The sequence below is a fragment of the Bifidobacterium erythrocebi genome, from assembly GCF_012932675.1.
Lineage (GTDB): Bacteria > Actinomycetota > Actinomycetes > Actinomycetales > Bifidobacteriaceae > Bifidobacterium > Bifidobacterium erythrocebi.
In genome coordinates this window covers 20,919-42,380 of record NZ_JAAIIF010000013.1, presented here as the reverse complement: position 1 = coordinate 42,380, position 21,462 = coordinate 20,919, and the positions used below count along the sequence as shown (strand labels likewise).

Below are 21,462 nucleotides of genomic sequence, written 5' to 3'. Positions count from 1 at the left end.
TACCGCATCATAACGGAGCGGCATTGTGACGGATGCATAGATGCATATAAGGAAAGCCGACCACCTGCGAAATGCGGATGGCCGGCTTTCCTTATGCTATGCGCTTAAGTCGCTCAGTGCTTGACGGTGACGCTCATACGCACCGGGGTCTCCTGCACATAGGTGTGCTTGACGGTGCACGCCTTGTCCACATGGCGGGAGATGCGCTCGGCGAGCTTGTCGGCGTCCTCGTCGCTCAGTCCGGCACCGGTGGCGTCGACCTCCAGCTGCTCCTCGAAGGCGGTATAGGCATCGTTGTCGGCGTCGTAGGTGCCGTCCACAACGATCTTCGCGCCCTTGCCCTCGCCCAGGGTATGTTCGACGGCGAACTGGCTGGACAGCGCCGCGCAGCCTGCCAGGGCGATCTTCATCAGATCGCCGGGGGTGAACTGGCCACGGCCCTTACCGAACTTGATATGTGCGCCATCCTCGCTGAAGGCGTCCCAGGAACCGTCCTTGTTGCGCTCGACCCACAGTCGCTTTGCCATATGCTTCTCCTTACAACCGATCGGCTACACGTAGCCACGTGACGATATCGCAATCCATTATGCCCCACATGCCGTTCGTGCGGCGCCGCGGTTCCATTCTCGGCGCAATCCCCGTGGCATCATGGTCTCGGCCTTACGTTTGGCTACACTGGAATCCATGGCTTTAACTTCCGAACAACTCGCTCAAATCCGTTCCCGTATCCCCGCCCGTCCCAAGACGGACATCCCCATGCCCTATGAGGATCTGGTACGCAAGATCTTCGCCGAAGGCACGTTGAAGTCCGATCGCACCGGAACCGGCACCATATCGCTGTTCGGCCAGCAGATGAGATTCGACCTGAGCCAGTATTTCCCGCTGCTCACCACCAAGACGGTGTTCTTCAAGGGTCTTGCCTACGAGCTGCTGTGGTTCCTCAAGGGGTCGAGCAACATCAACTGGCTGTTGGAACACAACGTGCACATCTGGGACGAGTGGGCCGACGAGAACGGCGATCTTGGCCCGGTCTACGGCGTGCAGTGGCGTTCCTGGCCGGCTCCCACCCCGGAGGATCCGAACCGCACCATCGACCAGATCTCGAACGTGCTCGACCTCATCAAGAACCACCCCGATTCCCGCCGCATGGTGGTATCCGCCTGGAATCCGGCCGAAGTCGAGAACATGGCATTGCCGCCGTGCCACGCGCTCTTCCAGTTCTACGTGGCGGACGGCAAACTCAGCTGCCAGCTGTACCAGCGTTCCTGCGACATGTTCCTCGGCGTGCCGTTCAACATCGCCTCCTATTCGCTGCTCACGCTCATGATGGCCCAGCAGGCCGGGCTGGAGCCGGGCGAATTCGTGTGGACCGGCGGCGACTGCCATATCTACGACAATCACGTCGAGCAGTTCATCGAGCAGCTGGGCCGCGAACCGTACCCGTACTCGCAGATCCAGATCGACAAGGAGCCCTCGCTGTTCGACTACAAGTACGAGGATTTCCACATCATCGGCTACCGGCACCATCCCACCATCAAGGCCCCCGTCGCCGTATGACGTGGCTGCAGCGGCGCGTCTCCGCCGTCTAATAGACTGGTGAGCCAGTTCCGAGAAACCCAAGGAGTGAGTGAAATGGAGCATGACAGTAATAGCCGCAGCGGCTATCACGAACCCGAGCCCGGAAGTGCCGGGCTGGAGGAATCCGAGGATTGGGGTGACGATTTCCCCAAGACATTCTCGGTGAATTTGATTTGGGCGCAGGCCCGCGACAAGTCGGGGCGGCAGGGGGCCATCGGATACAAGGGCGGTATGCCGTGGCACCTTTCCGAAGACCTGAAGCATTTCCAGGAGCTGACGGTGTCGCATCCGGTGATCATGGGTCGGCGCACATGGGAATCCCTGTCGCCGAAGTACCGGCCGTTGCCGAACCGAGACAATATCGTCATCACGCATGACACGCAGTACCGTGCAATCGGTGCCACGGTCGTCGGCAGCTTGGAGGACGCGCTCGACCTGGCACGCCAGGAAGCCATCCCGGACGACGGGCTCGACCGCTCGGAGATCTGGGTGATCGGCGGCGCGGAACTGTTCCGCGAGGCGATGCCCATCGCCAACAAGGTGTATGTGACCGACATCGACGCGGCGGTCGACGCCGACACCTACGCGCCCGACATCGACGCACTTGCCGAGCGAGGGGAGTGGAGCGTGGTGGATCGTTCGATCCGGTTCACGCCGAAGAACGCGGATTGCGGCATCGACGGATACCGGTTCCGCACGTTCGCGCGTGTGCGCTGAACACAGCCGAACACATCAGACGTTGAGGATGCCGCAGAATCCCTGCGGCATCCTCGCATATTACGAGCCATGAAAAGGAACGATATGACCAACGACACCTATACGGTAATGACAGTCTGCACCGGCAATATCTGCCGTTCCCCGATGGGGGAGATCATTCTGCGGCACTTCTTCAACGAACGTGGCCTCGGCGACCGCGTGAACGTGGAATCCAGCGGTGTCTCCGACGAGGAATGGAGCCATCCGATCGATCCGCGTGCCGTGCACGTGCTGCGCCAGCGCGGGTATGGCGATGAGATTCCGCGCGATCATTTCGCGCACCGCATCAGCCGAGACGAGATCGAACGCACCGATCTGTTCCTGCCGATGACCGCATCGCATATGCATGCGCTGCTGCGCCAGCTGCCGCCGTCGAAGCGCGGCGAGGTGCACATGTACCGCAGTTTCGATCCTGATCTGCCTACGCCGAAGCCCGGTCACGAGAGCCAGATCGACCTGGTCGACCCGTGGTATGGGGGCGAGCATGAGTTCGAGGTTGCCATCGACCAGATCGAGCATGTCGCACCATATATTGTGGATTGGGTGGAGCAGCAGTTGCAGGGCTGAGTTCTCTGTTTGCGAATCTGACCGGCGGAGGCCGGCATACGCATTGACGGTACGTCAAGGCCAATTTGGCCGAACGCACGGTCTTACATCGCGTATGCCGGCCTTCTCTTGTATCAGGGCTATGCGGACGGTTGGTGGCCGTTTTCGCGGTTCTGAGGGGATAGGGGGCGCTGCCTATCGTTCAGGGTGGTGGATGTTGCGGCTTTGGAAACTCATGGAGTTTGGTGACGTGGAATAAGAGACATCACCAAAAGAGGCGGAGATAATGAAAAACCCTCACCGTTTCCGGCGAGGGTTTCAAGTGGTGGCTCCGAGCGGCATCGATCCGCTGACCTAACGATTTTCAGTCGTTCGCTCTACCAACTGAGCTACAGAGCCATAGAGTTGAAAAAACCCGGCGAACCGGGTTCTGACAATTCTAGCGACCCCGGCCGGACTTGAACCGGTGACCTCCGCCGTGACAGGGCGGCGCTCTAACCAACTGAGCTACGGGGCCGTGTTGTTTTCGTTCTTGCGAAGCAACGAGATGTAATATTACAGACTTCTGGAGATGGCGCAACTCTCGGCGTGTCGCGCTTGCGGCAATGTGCTGAAAACGGCTATTTTCCAACGTTTTTGACCTGAAAACACGATATTCGCCCAATCTGGCCGGAGCGCATGGATAATAGAGGACTATGCAGGAAAACAACGAAAAAAACCAGAATATTTCCGACGTGTCGGCGCGTCACGTGCCTGGGCAGGGGGAAAACGGGCATCCCATTCATAAAGTGCTGTCGTTCGTGCGCAGGTCCGGGCGCTTGGATGCGCGGCTGCAGCGTGCGTGGGACAACTATGCCGCTGACTATCTGCTCGACATCAATGCCGGCGAAGGCTCGCTGGACGTGCGCGAGGGGTTCGTGCTCGATGCGGAGTATGCGCGCAAGACGTGGGGCAATGCCAACCCGCTTGTCGTGGAGATCGGCACCGGGCAGGGCGAGAACGTCGTGGCGGCTGCCGAGGCGAACCCCGGCACGAACTTCCTGGCGCTGGAGGTATATGATCCCGGTGTGGCCCACACGCTGCTGCTTGCGGGCAAGAAGGGGCTGAGGAACCTGCGCGTGGCGCAGGTGAACGCCCCCGAGCTGTTCAAGGTCATGGCCGACGGCGTGGCCGCCGAAGTGTGGACGTTCTTCCCCGACCCGTGGCCCAAGAAGAAGCATCACAAGCGCCGCATCGTGCAACCCGAGCTGGCGGGCCAGGTGCGCCGTGCCCTGGCGGATGGGGGAGTGTGGCGCATCGCCACGGATATCGAGGATTATGCGCTGCACGTGCACGAGGTGATGGACGGCCTTGATGGCTGGAAGAACGACGGCGGCCTGACCGTGAGCCTGCCGATCGAGCATGTGGGCAAGGGCAACGCCGATATGGCTGCGGATATGCCGCATGCCGACTTCACCGAATCGGAGCGTTTCGCCGGCCGCGTGCTGACGAACTTCGAGAAGAAAGGTCTTGCGGCCGGCCGTGTGATTCACGACTTCACCTACCGCAAGATATGAGCAGGCGTCTTGCCGGTCGTGGCGCGAGTCCTTGGAAAACAGTGCGACACGCCGTAAGGCCAATCCGATTTGCATGACGTGGCGACTCGTGTATTATTAATCGAGTTGTCAGGCCCCCTTCGTCTAACGGTTAGGACACCAGACTTTCAATCTGACAACGAGAGTTCGACTCTCTCAGGGGGTACCAACACGAGCCGCTGGAAACAGCGGCTTTTCTTTTTATTCCCCAATGGTTTCCGTATTTCGTCCTCTGCCATAATCCCCATGCCTAAGCGTATGTATGACGGCAATGTGTGAGCATGGTGTGGGTAAAAACAAAGACCCGTCGGAATCGCTTCCAACGGGGCCAGTCCATCGAAACACCGCAATCGGCTCGGCTAAAGATTCGCCAGCAGCGGTTTCATATGCTCATAGCATTCCACCGTCTGCAACGCATCGCTCAGGCCACGGTGCTCCTCCTCATCGGCGATGCCGAACCGCTGGATCAGATCCACCAGCCGATGCTGTCGCTCCTGCGGGAACAGCGCGCGGCTCATGCGCAGCGTGTCGATGAAATCGTGCGAGAACGGCTTGCCCAGCGTGCGCATGCAGTTGTCGTACAGGAAGTTGATGTCGAAGTTCGCGTTGTGCGCCACGATCGTGTCATCCGGTCGCAGGTGACCGAGAAAGTCCGGCAGTACGTCGTCGATCGGGCTCGCGCTGCTCACCATCTCGTCGCTGATGCCGGTAAGGCCGGTGATGAAGCCTCCCACGGGCTGGCCGGGATTCACCAGCTTGCTGTATTCGGCGGTGACGGTGCCCTGCTCGACGCGGACCGCGCCGATTTCGATGATGCGGTCGCGTGCCGGGCTGACGCCGGTGGTTTCAAGATCGACGACTACGTAGTTATCCGTCGCGATAAGCAGGCTGTTGCCTTTGAAGTCGCGCTGAGTGGCCATGAATGCTCCGATGTGTGGGGAAGATTGAACGGTGGATGGTGTTGGCGTTGAGGATGTTCAGCGTTCGCTCGCCGCAGTGTGGTTCTGCTTGAGCTCGTCGCGGATCTCCTGCAGCACTGCGAGGGTCTGTTCCTCGGTGGATGGTTCCGTATTCGCGTCGTCCTCCGCGTTGGCCATGTCGCGCAGCTTGTTGATCGGCAGCACGATGCAGAAGTACACGGCCACGCCGATCAGCAGGAAGTTGATGATGGCGTTGAGGATCGCGCCGAACGAGATGGTGGCGCCGTTGAAGGTGATCGTCAGCACGCCGGACATATCCGGCACGCCGCCGATCATGCCGATCAGCGGGCTGATGAGGTGGTTCACGATCGCATTGACCACGGTGGTGACGGCGGAGCCCATGACCACGCCGACTGCCATGTCGATCATCGAACCGCGGGAGAGGAACTTCTTAAATCCCTTGATCGGCCCCTTGTCGGTAAGCGACACGACCTTGCGTGCGGCCTTGTCCACGCTTTTGGCGAGATCCGCCGCCACGGCCTGCGGGTCCGGGTTGCTGTTGTTGCTGCTCATAATCGGACGACTCCTTGAATGAACCTATATAACGTATATGCGTATGGTGTCGTCGACGCCGATGCGGGTTTGCTGATATCGATGCCGACGGACTGCACGCCGTTCTCCATTATGCCCAACCGGGCGAACCCGGGGCGGCTCGTGCGATGCCCCGCGAAATATCACGCGTGACAGTGTGTTGATGTTTCCGTTCACATTGCGACGCGCGTATACTGAATGACTGTTGGAACACGTGAAGAAGCGTGAAACCAAGCAAGCTATAGACAACCGGCTTTCAAAGGAGAATAAGCATATGGTCTACCGCATGATTTTCAACCAGACTGCATATTTCGGCCGTGGCGCGATCAAGGAGATCCCGAATGTCGCCAAGTCCCACGGATTCACCAAGGCGTTCATCGTCACCGATCCGGTGCTGTTGAAGACCGGTACCGTCAAGAAGGTCACCGATGTGCTGGACGAGGTGGGCATGCCGTATGAGGTGTTCGACAACGTCAAGCCGAATCCGCCGGTCGAATGCATCCAGGACGGCGTCGCCAAGTTCGCGGCCTCCGGTGCGGACTTCCTGATCGGTCTGGGCGGCGGTTCCCCGCAGGACACCTGCAAGGGCATCGGCATCGTCACCGCCAACCCCGAGTTCTCCGACGTGCTGAGCCTTGAAGGCGTGGCCGACACCAAGAACCCGTCCGTGCCGATCTTCGGCGTGCCGACCACCGCCGGCACCGCATCCGAGACCACCATCAACTATGTGATCACCGACACCGCCAACAAGCGCAAGTTCGTGGCCGTCGATCCGCACGACATCCCGATCGTCGCCTTCGTGGACCCGGATCTGACCGATTCCATGCCGCGCGGCCTCAAGGTCGCCACCGGTCTCGACGCACTGACCCACGCCATCGAAGGCTACATCACCCCGGGCGCGTGGAGCCTGTCCGACTGCCTGTCCATGCAGACCATCCGCATGATCGCCAAGAACCTGGCCAAGAGCGCGGACGGCGACGTGGCTGCCGGCGAGCAGATGGCCTACGCCTCCTACATCACCGGCATGGCCTACTCCAACGTTGGCCTGGGCCTGGTGCACGGCATGGCGCATCCGCTGGGCGGCCGTCTGGGCGTGGCCCACGGCGTGGCCAACGGCATCCTGCTGGCGCCGGTCATGGAATACAACAAGGACTACACCGGCGAGAAGTACCGTGACATCGCCGACGCCTTCGGCGTGGAGGACGCGTACACCGGAGACATCGAAACAGTGCGCGAGGAGGCCGTGCAGGCCGTGCATAAGCTCACCGTCGACCTGGGCAACCCGACCAAGATCTCCGAGGTCGGCGCCACCGAGGCCGATCTTGAGCCGCTGGCCCACGATGCCTTCCACGACGTGTGCACGCCGGGCAACCCGCGTCAGGCCACGCAGGAGGAGATCCTCAAGATCTACACCAGCCTGATGTGATCGGCTGCGTTGCACCGCCGTCGATCATGCGGGTGCGACGCCAATGATGTGCATGCCCATCGGTCGTCTTCGCGATTCGTGAGACCGATGGGCATGCCGCGTTTTGGACGGCGGAAAGAGAACATATGAAAATGGGGCGTTGCGATTCGTAGGTGAATCGCAACGCCCCATTTGTATGGAAAGCTCTATCAGTAGCTGTGGTGGGTCTGCCAGTAGCTGTAGGCACCCTGCACCGAGCCGTACCGCTGGTTGCAGTAGCTCACGAACCACTTGAACTGGGTCTGGTAGTTGGTTGCCCAATCGGCACCGGCGGAGGCCATCTTGCTACCCGGCAGCGCCTGAGGCAGGCCGTATGCGCCGGAGGAGGCGTTCGTGGCATCCACGCGCCAGCCGGATTCGTGGTTGATGATGTACACGGCGGCGGTGAAGTCGGCCTCGGTGTATCCGTTCGCAATCAGGTAGTCATGGGCCCAGGTCTGCATCTCGGACGCAGGAACCGTGGTGCCCAGGCTGGACGCCGCGCTGGACGACGAGCTCGATGAGGACGAGGATGACGAGCTGGACGAGGACGAGGCGGTGGAGCCGGTTCCCACAAGAATGATCTTGTCGGTCGGAGCCGTCTTGACATACGAGGCGAACGTAGTGGAGGAGACGATCTTGCCGCCTGCACGCGTGACGAGGTTCGTGGCCTCCATCACGCCGTTCTTGCCTTCCTGCTGCACCTTCTCGGTGCCCTTAGGCAGTGCGTCGGTCTCCTTCTTGACGACGTTGAAGGTGATATCCGAATCGGTGGTCTCCAGCGTCGCGCCCGCACGTTCGATGGTGATCACGGTGGATTCGGTGACCTTGGTGTTCAGCGAGGGGGAGACGGTGTCTTCCGGCTCCAGAACGATATCGCCGGCGTCGAGCACGGACTTGACATCCGTGAACTTGGTGCCCAGCACGGTACGGGACTTGCCGTTGATCTTGACGGTGACGTACGACGTGCCGTCCACGGCACCACGCTGGCCGCTACGGGAGACCTCCTTGGAAGCGGCGGTGGCAGAGAACGACGTCGTTGACGCGTGGGAGGAAGTGGAATCCTGATAGAAACTGTGAGAGACGACACCGGCACCTGCAAGCAGTCCGACTGCGCCCACCACCGAGACGAAACGCGTCCATTGACGCTTGCTCAGGGATGCAAGAGTGGGGGTGCTTTTGCGATGTTTCGCCATCTTACTCCTTAACGAAGAATGTGCCTCCGTGGCACACAACCTCTTCCATAATAGCTAGGGCAAAGTACATAGACATATATAAGGCGTATATAAGGCACTGCACGTGCATGGGGCGAGGGGAAGAAGGGGGTATGGAAACCCCATGGTTGCTCTGCGATTGCCCGGTGAACGCCGGTAAATGGAAAAGCGCTTCCCGACGGCCCGTAAGGGATCGGGAAGCGCCGCAAATCCGAAGATCAGTCGACCTTGGCTTCCTTGGCCTGGGCGATCAGATTGTCCAGATCGCCGGCCTGCAGGGCACCGGCCTGCTTGAAGATGATCTGGCCCTTCTTCACCACCATCAGCGTGGGCACGGCCTGGATGCCGGCCGCCTGCGCAATATCCTGGTTGGCGTCGATATCGATCTTGCCGAACACGATATCGCTGTTCTCCGGCTTATCGCTGGCGGCCTCATAGATCGGGCCGAATGCGCGGCACGGGCCGCACCAAGTCGCCCAGAAATCAACGAACACCAGATCGTTGCCGGTGATGGTCTTCTCGAAATCGGCGGAAGAAAGCTGAGTGGTGGCCATGAAGTACTCCTTTGCGCGTGAATCATCTGACTCCACCATCCCACCATAGCCGTAAAACCGCCCATTGTGCGATAGGCGAACACGCGGGCGGCAACAAAACGCGCCATAATGAGACGTATGCCAGTGATGAATGATGAAGTGCCGGAAGAAGGCGATTTTGATGCCGGGCGCGCACGCGGCGAATTCGACCATGTCACGCCCGAGGATTTCATTCGCGGAAACGGTCAGGGCAACCCGCCCGGATGGCTTGGCCCGGACGAAATCAACCGCGTACGCGGCGAAATGCCCATCGCCTATGTCTGCATAGTGCCCGTGCGCACCGATGAGTTCGGCCGCATCAGCCGAATCGGATCGCTGCTGCGCGTCACCGACGACGGATCGGTGGAACGCGCACTGATTTCCGGAAGAGTGCTCTTCCACGAAACCCTGCGCGAAGCCATCGCGCGAAACATCTCCAAGGATCTGGGCGACATCGCCCTGCCGGTCCTGCCGACCAGCCCCCAGCCGTTCACGGTCGCCGAATTCTTCCCGACCCCAGGCGTCAGCGAATACTTTGACCCACGGCAGCACGCCATCGCCCTATGCTACGTGGTTCCGATCGCAGGCGACTGCCACCCGCAGGACGAGACGCTGGACGTGGAATGGGTCGACCCGCATGATGACAACCTCGACGTGTTCCTGCAGCAGATGTGCAACGGGCACGGCCGCATCGCCCAGGCGGCGTTGCGCTGGGCCGGCATCTGAACACGTCACGGCGACTATGCACCCCCACGACCCCAACGACTACGCTGAACGATTGATATACCCGATGGAGCACGGAACACCCCGGAGCGAAAAGAGGAGCACGAATGTTTGAGATTCACAATCGCGTGATCAGGGAAGGCGACGGCACCAGCGCCCCGCTGATCCTGACGAACGCCTACCCGGTGGACGGACGCATGTGGGAGCGCTGCGCGCAACGCATCGCAGCGCTCGCCAACGAGGCCGGACTGCCCGATTTCGCCATCTGGGCCCCCGATATGCCCGGATCGGGGCTTTCGCCGGCCCCCAGCGACGCGCAATCCGGCCGCCGTGCCCCCAACGGCTCCTACCCGGACGCCCTGGATCGCATGGCCGAATCATATGTGGCCATGATGCATGCCGCCGGATACGACAAGGCCGTGTGGGTGGGACTCTCCATGGGCGGCTATCTGGTCACCGACCTGTACCGCCTGCACCCCGAAGCGGTGGCGGGCGTCGCGCTGTGCGACACCATGGCCTCAAGCGACGGCACGGGCGGCGAAGCACGCCTAGAAACCTCCAACGCCTGCGAATCCACGGATTCCGTGCAGCCGGTCATGCATTTCGCGCAGGCCGGCCCCGACGATTCCACGGTGAAGCGTTCGCAGGCGTTCATCGACCAGATGACCGTCTGGATCCACGATCAGAACCCCGCCGGACTGGCATGGAGACAGCGCATGACGTACGGACGCCCGGAACTGGCCGGTGTGCCGGAAAGCATGGACGTGCCGGTCGCGGTAGTCTCCGGAGAGCTTGACCCGACCAGCAATCCCAGCGTCATGAAGCCGCTTGCGCAGCGTATCGGCGGCAACGCCGTGTTCACGCCCATCGCGGATTGCGGGCATTTCAGCGCCGTCGAACACCCCGATACGGTGGCCGCGGCATTGGTCGATCTGATGAAGCGGGTGGACTGACATGGCATTGAATCCTCTGGCACTGACCCAGGTGCTTCCCTTTCTGCCGCTTGCCCAGGGCAATATCGACTATGAGACGGAACGGCGTGGCGAGCCCGATCTGCTACAGACGGTGCTGAACGAGCCGTCCACCACGGTGATGCTGACCCGTGGCGGACTGGTGGCGGTGCCGCGCGGGCAGGGCGCGAAGGCCGACTATGCGAACGCGTCGATGCGTCTGGCGTCTCTTCCTGGCGCATACGTGCTGAAGTCCTTGGCACGGCACCCCGGAGCCGTGGCCATGTTCCTCGGCGGATATAAGGGTCTTGCCGGCACCCAGCATGTGGTCGCGGTCGATATCACACGCATCGACGGCGAATCCGACGGCAATTGCAATGACGGCGATGCCGGAACGGTCGACGGGCAGTTGGCCGGATACGGCGAATCCGGCCAGCCGGGTGCCGACACTGCCGCACAGGCGGATGGAGCGGACATGCTCCAGCAGGCGGCAAGCCGATTCGACTGGGTGGATCTGCGTGGTTTCGCCCCGCACGCCAACGCGCGCGAGGCCGGGCAGGCGACCAGCGCGGTGTCGTTGAGCGTGTGGCATAACCGTCAGCGGCATTGCCCCACATGCGGTGCCCCCGTGCAGGCCGCAATGGGTGGTTGGGCACAGCGCTGCACCAATGAGGCGGACGGCAATCGTCTGCTGTTCCCGCGCATCGAACCGGCCGTGATCACCTTGGTGGTGGATTCCGCCGACCGTATGCTGATCCAGCACAACGCCGCATGGAACAACCCCACGCTGTATTCGGTTTCGGCAGGATTCGTGGAGGCCGGCGAGAACCTTGAGCATGCGGTGCGTCGCGAGGCACATGAGGAGACCGGCATCACGCTGGGGGAGGTCAAGTACCTCGGTTCCCAGCCGTGGCCGTACCCGGCGTCGCTGATGGTGGCGTTCAAGGCCCATGCGCTCGGCACGGATGTTCATGTGGACGGATCGGAAACCGTGGACGCCCGATGGGTGACTAGGGACGAGTACATGGCGCAGATCATCGACGGCAGCATCAGCGCTCCCGGCAAGGCGACCATCGCGCGGTACATGATCGAGCAGTGGCTCGGTCATGAGCTCGCATAGCGTCCGCCATACCCCCCCCGTCGATGTCGGTGAAGCTTGGTATTCCGGCAGTTCACAGTGACCGATGGGAGGGCGTCGTCGTATAGTCTTGGAAGTTAGGGATACAAGAGAAGAAGAACCGAACACAAGGACTACGACAATGGCGAAAGATACGGAACAACTGCATCTGCAGGATTTGGCCGATACCACGGTTATCAATCCGGTGGATGCGAACAAGCCGCAGGGGCTCGATGGCCTGGGCGGTTTCCCTCCTGTGAACGGGGATGGTTTCGTGGGATTCGCCCCCGAAGGTGACGATAACGAGGGGAGCATCGCCGTCAAGGCGAAGAAATCCCATAAGGCGCTGATCGCGGTGCTGATCGCGGTTGCCGTGGTTCTGGCGGCACTGGTCGCGGTGTTCTTCACCATGCGCTGGCATTACAGCGACCGCGTGGCTCCGGGCGTGAGCTTCGGCACGGTCAAGGTGGCCGGGCAGACCCGCGCCGACCTTACCGCCACGGTGAACAAGGCGGTGAAGGATTCGTCCATCGTGGTCAAGGGCGATAACGACCGTCAGGTGTCCGCATCGCTCAAGGATCTCGGCGTGAGCGTGGACGTCGACAAGACCGTGAACGACCTGATGAACGCGAAGAAGTCGGATAACCTGCTGCAGGACATCGTCCGTCTGAACCCGCTTTCGCATGCGAACGTCAAGCTCGCCGCACAGGTGAACACGTATGAGATGAGCAGTTTCCTGTCATCCAAGCTGATCAGCGACGACGAGCGTGCGGTCGCCTCGTCCATCTCCTACGACCCCAATGCGCAGGGGTTCGTCGTCACCGAAGGCCGTGACGGCGATACGCCGGATATTCAGCCGGTCGACGCGGCCGTGGAGCAGGCCATCAAGAAGCCCGGTACCTCCGCCACGGTGGAGATCACCAACAAGCAGGTCGATATGCCCATCACCACGGATGAGGCCCAGAAGACCGCCGACGAGGCGAACCAGCGGCTGACCAACAAGATCGTGCTGACGAACGGCGACGCCAAGCAGTTCGAGATCCCCGTCGACGAGGTGGCGAAGTGGATCAAGCCGAACGGCGATCCGTCGAAGGGTCAGATCACGATCGAGTACGACGCCGAGGCTATCAAGACGTATCTTGCCGCCACGCTCCCGCAGCAGCTCAATCAGGAGGCCGTCTCCCAGGAAGACGTCGTGGATGACAAGGGCAAGGTCATTCTCGAAGCCGCCACCAAGGGCGTGAACGGAGTGACCGTCAAGAACACCGACAACACTGCGGACCAGGTGCTCGCCGCGCTGAAGACTGGTAACGGTGCCACGCTGCAGGTGGAAACGGATGTCAAGAAGTTCGACATCAAGCAGAAGAAGAGCGAATGGCGCATTGTGGTGGACAGATCCAACCAGACCGCCACCGTGTACCAGAACGACCAGGCGGTCAAGACCTTCCCCGTGTGCACCGGCACGAACAAGCATGTGACCGATCTGGGCACGTACACCATCTATCTGCGGTACGCCATCCAGGATATGACGGGTCTCAACGACGACGGTTCCCGCTACCTGTCCAAGGGCGTGAAGTGGGTGAGCTACTTCAACGGTGGCGAGGGATTCCACACCGCCAGCTGGAACAACTACGGCATCGCCCACGGCGACCCGGTGAACTACGGATCGCACGGTTGCGTGAACATGTACGAGGCCGATTCCAAGTGGATCTACGACCACTGCCCGCAGGGCACCATCGTGCAGGTGATCGGCTCGCAGCCTTCCGGCGCGGTTCGCTGACGGCGCAAGACCTGCGCGTGACGATGAATTCGATTTCTTCTGTTAGGGTGTGACACATGAGCGAAGCACAGGATACGCAGTCATTGAATCTCGACGTTCCCGATCATCTGGAATACTCGCAGGACCACGTGTGGGTGGACGCCTCCGGCGACCTCGCGCTGATCGGCATCACCGAATACGCCGCCGAACAGCTCGGCGAACTGGTCTACGTCGATTTCCCCGAGCCCGGAACGCATTTCGAGGCGGGCGACGAACTGTTCGAACTTGAATCATCCAAGGCGGTCGAACCGCTTATCGCACCCGTGTCGGGCACCATCCGCTACGTGAATCAGGCGGTGAGCGACGATCCCAGCGTCGTCAACGGCGATCCGTACGGCGAAGGATGGCTGCTCAAGGTCGAGCTCGACGATGACGAGCCCGACCTGCTGAGTGCCGAGGAATACCTGAAGGTCATTCGATGACCAAGCCCGAAGAAACGGCGGACGCACAGGCCGACGACATGCCCACCGTGCCGATTCCGGCGCGGCATGCCGTCACGACATTCGATGCCGCTTCCTCGCGTGAGCGCATCGAACTCAAGCCGCCGCTGGTGCGTATGGCCCGGCGCGGCATCACCGGCGCGTTCGGGCTCTGGGCGCATTTCGCCACCCGCGCGGCCAAGAAACTCGACTGGTTCCCGCGTGTCAACCCCTACGTGGGGTACGGCACCGAGGAATACTCCAGACTGATCTGCCGTACCGTGTATGCGCCGGAACGCAGCGAATACGGGCGCGCCACACGTGGCATCCGCGGCATGCTGACGGTTCCCGCGCCACATGTCCAGGTGAAGATCCGCATCGACGAGACGCCGCTGGAAACGGTGCAGGTCGGCGACCGAGAAACCTACGACAGGCCCGGCAACAGCCCTGATATCGACAGCGAATACGCCATTTCGGACCGCTCCGGGTATCTGGATCTTCTGGCCGATCACCATCTCGAGCCGGGCGTCCACAAGGTCTCCTACCGCGTGAACGGCCGCAAGCCGGTGAAATCGCACCTGTACACCATCCCCTCGTCGGCGAAGGTCGGCGTGATCAGCGATGTGGACGATACGGTGATGATCACGCAGGCCCCCGTGCTGTGGAAGGCGGCGTGGAACCTGCTGTTCCTGAATCCCTACAAGCGCAGCTCCGTGCCGGGCATGAGCGTGCTGTTCAACAAGATCGCCGACCTGTTCCCCGGAGCGCCGTTCTTCTACCTGTCCACGTCCCCCTGGAACGTGGAGGGTTCGATTCGCCATTTCATCGCCAATCACGGCTTCCCCGAAGGCCCGCTGCTGCTGCGTGACCTTGACCCCCGGCCGAAGAGCTTCGTGCCATCCGGCCCTCAGCACAAGCTTGAATTCGCCGAACAGCTCATGTCCGATTTCCCGGATATGAAGTTCATTTTGGTCGGCGACGACGGACAGCGTGACCCGACCACATACGCCACCATCGCCAGGCGGTACCCGGGGCGTGTGCTTGCCATCGCCATCCGGCAGCTCACCCCGCGCGAGACGGCGCCTTTCGGCATCCATACCAGCCTGACGCCCACGCAGCCCATGCCCGTCACCGATGTGCCGGTGTTCATGGGAACCACCGGGGTGAACCTGATGAAGACCATGCTGCCGTACCTGGCCACGCAGATCGATCTGTAATCCCTTTATGGCACATACGTTTCCGCTTCCGTACTGCCGCTATGCCGGAAGCGGAACGGCAAACCACAGCGGACGCGCTTGCACCCGGTAAACGCTACAATGGACGGCTATGACCGAAAGTGGGAACAGAGACGTACCAGTAGCAAAGCGCGAGCCGTTCACGCGGGAACATCACGGCGATACGTTCGTCGACCCCTATGAATGGATGAGAGACAAGCAGTCGCCCGATGTGCGCGACTATGTGGCGGCGCAGAACCGCCTGTGCGAGGAACGCAACAAGCCGTTGGCATCGTTGCGCAACACGCTGTTCGATGAGCTCAAATCCCATGTGCAGGAAACCGACATGTCGGTGCCCACGCGCATGGACGGGTACTGGTATTTCACCCGGACCCAGCAGGGCAAGCAGTATGCGGTGCAGTGCCGCATGCCGATCGCCGGGCCGGACGACTGGGACCCGCCGCAGGTGGATGCCACGGGCGAGCCGGGAAGCCTGCCCGGAGAGCAGGTCGTGTTCGATGCCAACACCGAATCCGAAGGGCATGATTTCTTCCGCATCGGCGGCATGGATATCAGCAAGGACGGCCGTTGGATGCTGTACGGCGTGGATGTCGAAGGCGACGAACGCTACGACTACCGCATTCGCGATCTGGAATCTGGCGAGGAACTGCCTGAAGTGTTCAAGGGCATTTCCGGCGCATGTTTCACGCCCGACGCGCAGTGGGTGTTCTATACGGTGCTTGACGATGCATGGAGGCCGTGCGCGGTATTCCGTCACCGGGTGGGCACGCCGGTCGATACGGATGCTGAGGTGTTCCGTGAGCAGGACGAACGATTCTGGGCCGGTGTGGGCATGTCATTCGACGAACGCAGCATCGTCATCGGGACGGGGTCGAAGACGACCACGGAAGTGCTGATGCTGCCGGTCGATACGCCGGAAGGCGAGTTCAAGGCGTTCATTCCCCGCGAGAACGGCGTGGAATACGATGTGAGCTTCGCATGCTTCGAAGGGGCAGGGGAGAACGGCGCCGACATTCCCGTCGCGGTGGTGTACCACAATGCGCTGAACCCGAATTTCGAGATCGACGTGATCGATATGCGCAAGCACGAACCGCCGTATCGATTGGGCGAAGGGGTGTGCGTGGCCTCCGGCTCGCCCTACGGGTGCGAACATGGCGATGACGTGGAACCCGGCGCTTCCGCCAGACCCATCGGAGCGCCCTATACCAAGCCTGGCAATCCGGCCATTCTGCAAGGTGCGCACGGCCTGGGCATCGAGGGCATTGCCATCCACCGCAATTTCGTGACGATGTCGTACCGTGCGGAAAGCCTGCCGCATCTTGCGGTGATGACCAAGCAGGCCGCGGCCGAGGACTTCCTTGCGCAGCGCCCGTGGAGGTTCACCGAGCTGGTGCCGCCCGCCCTTGAGAACGACTGGGATGTGGACGAATCCGTGGACGAGGTGAACGAGGAACGTGCCGCCGTATGGCGATCCGTGGGCGGCATGGAAGACGACACCGCCGGGCCGCACGCGGTTCGCGACGCGGCGAATGTGGTCGATGATTTCCAGCGTGCGCAAGGCGACGGCCATGCGGTGCACGGTGCATCCCGCAAGGCGATGACCTCGTCCGACGGGGCGACGGCCGATGCCATGCCTGGTGAGACGCGGCGTCTGTACTCCATTGGTGCCGGCGGCAACCCCTCGTATGACGCTCCGCGTATGCGCTACTCCTTCTCCAGCTACACCAGGCCGGGGGAGCTGCACGATATCGACCCGGCCACCGGCGAGGACCGTCTGCTCAAGCGTGCCACCGTATTGGGCGACTTCGATCCGAGGGATTACATGGAACGCCGTGTATGGATCACGGCCCGTGACGGCGAGCGGATCCCCGTGTCGCTGGTATGGCGCAGGGATGTGCCGACCTGCGATTCGGCCATGTTCATCACCGGGTACGGCGCCTACGAGATCAGCTCCGACCCGGGGTTCTCCGTGGCGCGCATCAGCATGCTCGATCGCGGCGTGCTCTACGCGGTGCCGCATATCCGTGGCGGCGGCGAGATGGGGCGTGCCTGGTACGAGCAGGGCAGAAGACTGAACAAGAAGCATACCTTCGAGGATTTCGTCGACGCCACGATGGCCCTGCAGAACGCGGGGCTGGCGAATCCGTCGCGCACCGTGGCCGACGGCGGTTCCGCGGGCGGCCTGCTCATGGGTGCCGTGGCGAATCTTGCGCCGGACTGCTTCGCCGGCATCGAGGCGGACGTGCCCTTCGTGGACGCGCTGACCTCGATCCTCGACCCGTCGCTGCCGCTCACCGTCACCGAATGGGACGAATGGGGCGATCCGCTGCATGATGCCGAGGTGTACCGGTACATGAAGTCGTATACGCCGTATGAGAACGCGCCGTCCGATGCCGATGACCCGCGTGCCGCACTGTTCCCGAAGATCTTCATCACCACATCGATGAACGACACCCGCGTGCTGTACGTGGAACCGCTGAAGTGGCTGGCCCGCTTGCAGTCGGCCGGCATCGACGCCATCGCCAAGATTGAGGTCGAGGCCGGGCACGGCGGCATTTCGGGCAGGTACAAGCAATGGCAGGAGCTCGCCTACGAGAACGCATGGTGCCTGAGCGTGATGGGAATCACGCATTAGACCGCATAAGACGGCATGTCCACGCAGTGAACTGCTTCATGAGCGGCGGCAACGGCGTGTGTAACGTTCTATGGCATGAGCGAAACAGCAAAGAAGTATAAGATCGCCGTCATCCCCGGCGATGGCATTGGCAAGGAAGTCACCCCGTGGGCGCAGAAGGCGCTTGAGAAGGCCGCTGAAGGCGTGGCCGAATTCGAATACGAGAAGTTCGATCTCGGTGCCGAGCGCTATCTGCGCGACGGTGCGATCCTGCCCGAAGACGAAGAGGAGCGCATCAAGAAGACCGACGCCATCCTGCTGGGTGCCGTCGGTGATCCGCGCATCAAGGCCGGCATTCTGGAGCGCGGCCTGCTGCTCAAGCTCCGCTTCGACCTGGACCAGTACGTGAACCTGCGTCCGTCCAAGCTGTACAAGGGCGTCACCTCGCCGCTCGCCAACCCGGGCGACATCGACTTCGTGGTCGTGCGTGAGGGCACCGAAGGTCTGTACTGCGGTGCCGGCGGCGCCGTCCGCCGTGGCACCCCGAACGAGGTGGCCACCGAAGTGTCCATCAACACCGCCTACGGTGTGGAGCGCGTGGTGCGTTACGCCTTCCAGTTGGCCATGAAGCGCAGGAAGCACGTGACCCTGGTGCACAAGAAGAACGTGCTCATCAACGCCGGCGACATGTGGCAGCGCATCGTCGACAAGGTGGCCGAGGAATACCCGGAGGTCACCCACGACTATCTGCACATCGACGCGACCACCATCTTCCTGGTGTCCAACCCGTCCCGCTTCGACGTGATCCTGACCGACAACCTGTTCGGCGACATCATCACCGACGAGGCCGGTGCCGTGGTCGGTGGCGTCGGATACTCCGCATCCGGCTGCATCAACGCCTCCGACGAATACCCGTCCATGTTCGAGCCGATCCACGGTTCCGCCCCGGACATCGCCGGCCAGAACAAGGCCAACCCGACCGCAGCCATCCTGTCCGCGGCCATGCTGCTTGAGCATCTCGGCTTCGACGATGCCGCCAAGAAGATCCATACCGCCGTGGAGGCCGACATCGAAGAGCTCGGCTCCACCACCCGCTCCACCGACGAGGTCGGTCGCGACATTCTTGCGCGTATGTGACCTGCGTAGGTGATCTGCCGATACAAAAGGCCTGTGGCGAACGCATGCCGTGCGTTGCCGCAGGCCTTTTGGTATTGGTGCGGTTGTGCTCGGGTTTTCGAATGGCTGTGCACAAGGCTGTGCGTCTTGGCGTTTCGGTCGTGTTCTCAATGAATGGTTCGCCCAGGGAGGATGCGAGAATGCTATATTCGGGGCATGAGTGATTTCACTGATCCCAACGGCCAGATTCCTTTCGATACGGGCAACACCGATGTTCCCCAGGCTTCGCAATCTGTGCAATCTTCGCAATCCGATTCATCCATGCCGTCGCCGACCGCGCAGCAGTACATGCAGAATCAGCGGTACGACCAGCCGTACCGGCAGCCCATACAGTCCCAGCCTGCACAGTCGCAATCCGCACAGCCACAGCCTGTGCCACCGCAATCCATGCAGCCGGACTACGGTCAGGCTTCGCCATCCGCACAGTACGGCCAGCCCGCATATTCCCAGACTCCCCAGTACGCACCGCAGTCGCAGTACGCGCAGATGCCCCAGTACGGTCAGCAGCAGCCTCAATATGACCGGACGCAGCCGGCTTACGGCCAGACGCAATCCCAATACAATCAGACGCAGCCGCAATACGGCCAGCCGTACACCCAGCAGTACGGGCAGTATGGGCAGCAGCAAACCGGCTACGATCAGCAGGCATACCGCCAGATGCCCAACTACCAGACCACACCGCAGCCCGCATATGGCGGTCAGCAGAAATCCAAGCTGGCGGCAGGACTGTTCGGCATCTTCCTCGGTGCGCTCGGCGTGCACAATTTCTACCTGGGATTCACCGGCAAGGCGATCGCCCAGCTGCTGCTGTCGTTGATCGGCTGGCTGCTGTTCGGCCTGGGGCCGGTCGTGGCGGGAATCTGGGGATTGGTCGAGGGCATCCTCATCCTGTGCTCCACATACGGGTCGAACTGGCATAGGGATGCCAAGGGAATTGAGCTCACGGATTAAACGCCGCGCGTGGGCTTGCTAGGCTGAAAGCCATGCGAGGCGAATACAAAACCCCCGGCGGCAAACTCGCCGGGGTCTGCGTGGAATACGGTGCCGACGGCCGGCCGCATTGCCGTATCGACGGCGATTTCTTCATCGATGGCGATGACGCCGAGGCGCAGGCCGTCATCAGGGGTATGGAACGACGGCTGGATGCGCAGTTGGATCAGGCTGCCGTACCCGCAGCTATGTCCGCTGCTCACAGGGAAGCCGTGAAACACACTGTGGAACAATCGTTGGCCGAGGTGTTGGGCATGCGTCCGGGGATCCGCATTCTGGGAGCCGGGTCGGACGCCATTGCCACGGCATTCGTTCGCGCGATCGCGCCTGAATGCAGTGAGCGCGGCGAAAACGACGAAAGCAACGAACCTGACAGGAACGAGGGCAAAGGCCGCGCAGCGAAGATCCAGACGCAAAGCCGGCACGCAGGCGGCGAATCGCAAGGCCTGAACCGCGATGAAACAGGGGAGTGGCTGCGCCGCTGGCACGATCTGAGCCCGAACATAGTGCTTGATATTCCGCGCGACCCGGAAGCACAAATGGATACCGATGTGCAGTGGGCCCGCGAGGTGGCGGCCGGGGAACGCAAGCCGACCGTCCGCTTCTGGCAGTGGGCGTCGCCATGCGTGGTGGTGGGGCGTTTCCAATCCATACGCGACGAAGTGCACGAGGACGTGGCGCGGGCACGGGGAATGCAGGTCGTACGCCGCTGCACGGGCGGCGGAGCCATGTTCATCGAACCCGGCAACACCATCACCTACTCGCTGTACGCGCCATTGGAATTCGTCGGCGGCATCGATATCGCGCGTTCATACCAGCTCTGCGACTACTGGCTCGTCCATGCGCTGCGCGGACTGGGACTCGACGCCCGGTTCTCCGGTCTGAACGACATCGCCTCGCAATACGGCAAGATCGGCGGCGCGGCGCAACGCAGGTTCCCGACCCCCCGGGGCGTCGAGACCGCGCACGGGGCGGTGCTCCACCACGTGACCCTCGCCTACGACATCGACGCGGAGGCGATGGAAAGCGTGCTGAACACCTCGCGCGAGAAGATGCGGGACAAGGCCGTACGGTCGGCGGTCAAACGCGTAGACCCGCTGAAACGGCAGACGGGCATGAGCCGGGATGCGCTTGTCGAATATCTGATGGAATCGCTTCGCTCGTTCGCGCGATAGGCGTGCGATGCCGGGCGTGGGCTGCGGATCACGGGCGCGGGCGCGCCGC

The 21,462-nt window shown here is 61.8% G+C and carries 20 protein-coding genes and 3 tRNA genes; 16 read left to right on the top strand and 7 right to left on the bottom strand.

Features of this window, described 5'->3' with window-relative positions; all coding sequences use genetic code 11:
• Positions 1 to 113: 113 nt before the first annotated feature.
• Complete coding sequence (locus G1C98_RS07280) at positions 114 to 527, bottom strand: OsmC family protein (RefSeq protein WP_169080581.1); 414 nt, start codon at positions 525 to 527, stop codon at positions 114 to 116.
• A gap of 229 nt (positions 528 to 756) precedes the next feature.
• Between G1C98_RS07280 and G1C98_RS07275 the strand changes: the two genes are divergently transcribed.
• From G1C98_RS07275 to G1C98_RS07265, 3 genes are all read left to right on the top strand, one after another.
• On the top strand, positions 757 to 1,557 hold the full coding sequence (locus G1C98_RS07275) for a thymidylate synthase (RefSeq protein ID WP_205831943.1): 801 nt from the start codon (positions 757 to 759) through the stop codon (positions 1,555 to 1,557).
• 75 nt (positions 1,558 to 1,632) lie between these two features.
• On the top strand, positions 1,633 to 2,295 hold the full coding sequence (locus tag G1C98_RS07270) for a dihydrofolate reductase (RefSeq protein ID WP_169080579.1): 663 nt from the start codon (positions 1,633 to 1,635) through the stop codon (positions 2,293 to 2,295).
• 84 nt (positions 2,296 to 2,379) lie between these two features.
• Positions 2,380 to 2,901: a low molecular weight protein-tyrosine-phosphatase gene (locus tag G1C98_RS07265; RefSeq protein WP_169080578.1), complete on the top strand. Its 522-nt coding sequence runs from the start codon at positions 2,380 to 2,382 to the stop codon at positions 2,899 to 2,901.
• Positions 2,902 to 3,203: 302 nt separating this feature from the next.
• Here G1C98_RS07265 and G1C98_RS07260 read toward each other — a convergent pair.
• A tRNA-Phe gene (locus tag G1C98_RS07260) sits at positions 3,204 to 3,279 on the bottom strand.
• A gap of 44 nt (positions 3,280 to 3,323) precedes the next feature.
• Positions 3,324 to 3,397: transfer RNA gene (locus tag G1C98_RS07255), tRNA-Asp, on the bottom strand.
• A gap of 178 nt (positions 3,398 to 3,575) precedes the next feature.
• Between G1C98_RS07255 and trmB the strand changes: the two genes are divergently transcribed.
• Both trmB and G1C98_RS07245 read left to right on the top strand, forming a co-directional pair.
• Positions 3,576 to 4,436, top strand: coding sequence for a tRNA (guanosine(46)-N7)-methyltransferase TrmB (gene trmB / locus G1C98_RS07250; protein WP_169080577.1), 861 nt, complete (start codon positions 3,576 to 3,578; stop codon positions 4,434 to 4,436).
• Between the two features lie 112 nt (positions 4,437 to 4,548).
• Positions 4,549 to 4,623 (top strand) — tRNA-Glu (locus G1C98_RS07245).
• 190 nt (positions 4,624 to 4,813) lie between these two features.
• On the opposite strand, the gene G1C98_RS07240 is transcribed toward G1C98_RS07245, so the two are convergent.
• Both G1C98_RS07240 and mscL read right to left on the bottom strand, forming a co-directional pair.
• Entirely contained in the window at positions 4,814 to 5,374 is a 561-nt protein-coding gene (locus tag G1C98_RS07240; protein ID WP_169080576.1) for a 3'-5' exonuclease, read from the bottom strand.
• A gap of 57 nt (positions 5,375 to 5,431) precedes the next feature.
• Positions 5,432 to 5,947 carry a large conductance mechanosensitive channel protein MscL gene (gene mscL / locus G1C98_RS07235; RefSeq protein WP_169080575.1) on the bottom strand — a complete coding sequence of 172 codons (516 nt, stop codon included), beginning with the start codon at positions 5,945 to 5,947 and terminating at the stop codon, positions 5,432 to 5,434.
• 292 nt (positions 5,948 to 6,239) lie between these two features.
• On the opposite strand from mscL, the gene fucO reads away from it, so the two are divergent.
• Positions 6,240 to 7,391, top strand: a complete 1,152-nt coding sequence (fucO, locus tag G1C98_RS07230; protein ID WP_169080574.1) for a lactaldehyde reductase — start codon at positions 6,240 to 6,242, stop codon at positions 7,389 to 7,391.
• A 188-nt stretch (positions 7,392 to 7,579) separates the two neighbouring features.
• Here fucO and G1C98_RS07225 read toward each other — a convergent pair whose 3' ends face one another.
• A complete protein-coding gene (locus tag G1C98_RS07225) occupies positions 7,580 to 8,605 on the bottom strand; it encodes an aggregation-promoting factor C-terminal-like domain-containing protein (RefSeq protein ID WP_169080573.1) in 1,026 nt (341 codons plus the stop codon).
• Positions 8,606 to 8,841: 236 nt separating this feature from the next.
• Positions 8,842 to 9,177: a thioredoxin gene (gene trxA / locus G1C98_RS07220; protein ID WP_169080572.1), complete on the bottom strand. Its 336-nt coding sequence runs from the start codon at positions 9,175 to 9,177 to the stop codon at positions 8,842 to 8,844.
• Positions 9,178 to 9,294: 117 nt separating this feature from the next.
• On the opposite strand from trxA, the gene G1C98_RS07215 reads away from it, so the two are divergent.
• The 10 genes from G1C98_RS07215 to G1C98_RS07170 all read left to right on the top strand — a co-directional run bounded on the left by G1C98_RS07215 (position 9,295) and on the right by G1C98_RS07170 (position 21,413).
• The gene (locus G1C98_RS07215) at positions 9,295 to 9,921 is read left to right on the top strand and encodes an NUDIX hydrolase family protein (RefSeq protein ID WP_205831942.1); all 627 of its coding nucleotides are present in this window, start codon (positions 9,295 to 9,297) and stop codon (positions 9,919 to 9,921) included.
• A 104-nt stretch (positions 9,922 to 10,025) separates the two neighbouring features.
• Positions 10,026 to 10,871: an alpha/beta fold hydrolase gene (locus G1C98_RS07210; RefSeq protein WP_169080570.1), complete on the top strand. Its 846-nt coding sequence runs from the start codon at positions 10,026 to 10,028 to the stop codon at positions 10,869 to 10,871.
• Position 10,872: 1 nt separating this feature from the next.
• Complete coding sequence (gene nudC / locus G1C98_RS07205) at positions 10,873 to 11,988, top strand: NAD(+) diphosphatase (protein ID WP_169080569.1); 1,116 nt, start codon at positions 10,873 to 10,875, stop codon at positions 11,986 to 11,988.
• 139 nt (positions 11,989 to 12,127) lie between these two features.
• A complete protein-coding gene (locus tag G1C98_RS07200) occupies positions 12,128 to 13,765 on the top strand; it encodes a L,D-transpeptidase (protein WP_169080568.1) in 1,638 nt (545 codons plus the stop codon).
• Positions 13,766 to 13,821: 56 nt separating this feature from the next.
• A complete protein-coding gene (gene gcvH, locus G1C98_RS07195) occupies positions 13,822 to 14,226 on the top strand; it encodes a glycine cleavage system protein GcvH (RefSeq protein ID WP_169080567.1) in 405 nt (134 codons plus the stop codon).
• Positions 14,223 to 15,440 (top strand): App1 family protein, encoded by a 1,218-nt coding sequence (locus G1C98_RS07190; protein ID WP_240944961.1) that lies wholly within the window; start codon positions 14,223 to 14,225, stop codon positions 15,438 to 15,440. Before gcvH ends, G1C98_RS07190 begins: the two co-directional genes overlap by 4 nt.
• Positions 15,441 to 15,549: 109 nt before the next feature.
• Positions 15,550 to 18,093 carry a S9 family peptidase gene (locus G1C98_RS07185; protein WP_169080566.1) on the top strand — a complete coding sequence of 848 codons (2,544 nt, stop codon included), beginning with the start codon at positions 15,550 to 15,552 and terminating at the stop codon, positions 18,091 to 18,093.
• Positions 18,094 to 18,168: 75 nt separating this feature from the next.
• Positions 18,169 to 19,209, top strand: coding sequence for a 3-isopropylmalate dehydrogenase (locus G1C98_RS07180; RefSeq protein ID WP_169080565.1), 1,041 nt, complete (start codon positions 18,169 to 18,171; stop codon positions 19,207 to 19,209).
• Between the two features lie 195 nt (positions 19,210 to 19,404).
• The gene (locus G1C98_RS07175) at positions 19,405 to 20,199 is read left to right on the top strand and encodes a TM2 domain-containing protein (protein ID WP_169080564.1); all 795 of its coding nucleotides are present in this window, start codon (positions 19,405 to 19,407) and stop codon (positions 20,197 to 20,199) included.
• 32 nt (positions 20,200 to 20,231) lie between these two features.
• Positions 20,232 to 21,413: a lipoate--protein ligase family protein gene (locus G1C98_RS07170; RefSeq protein WP_169080563.1), complete on the top strand. Its 1,182-nt coding sequence runs from the start codon at positions 20,232 to 20,234 to the stop codon at positions 21,411 to 21,413.
• Positions 21,414 to 21,462 lie beyond the last annotated feature (49 nt).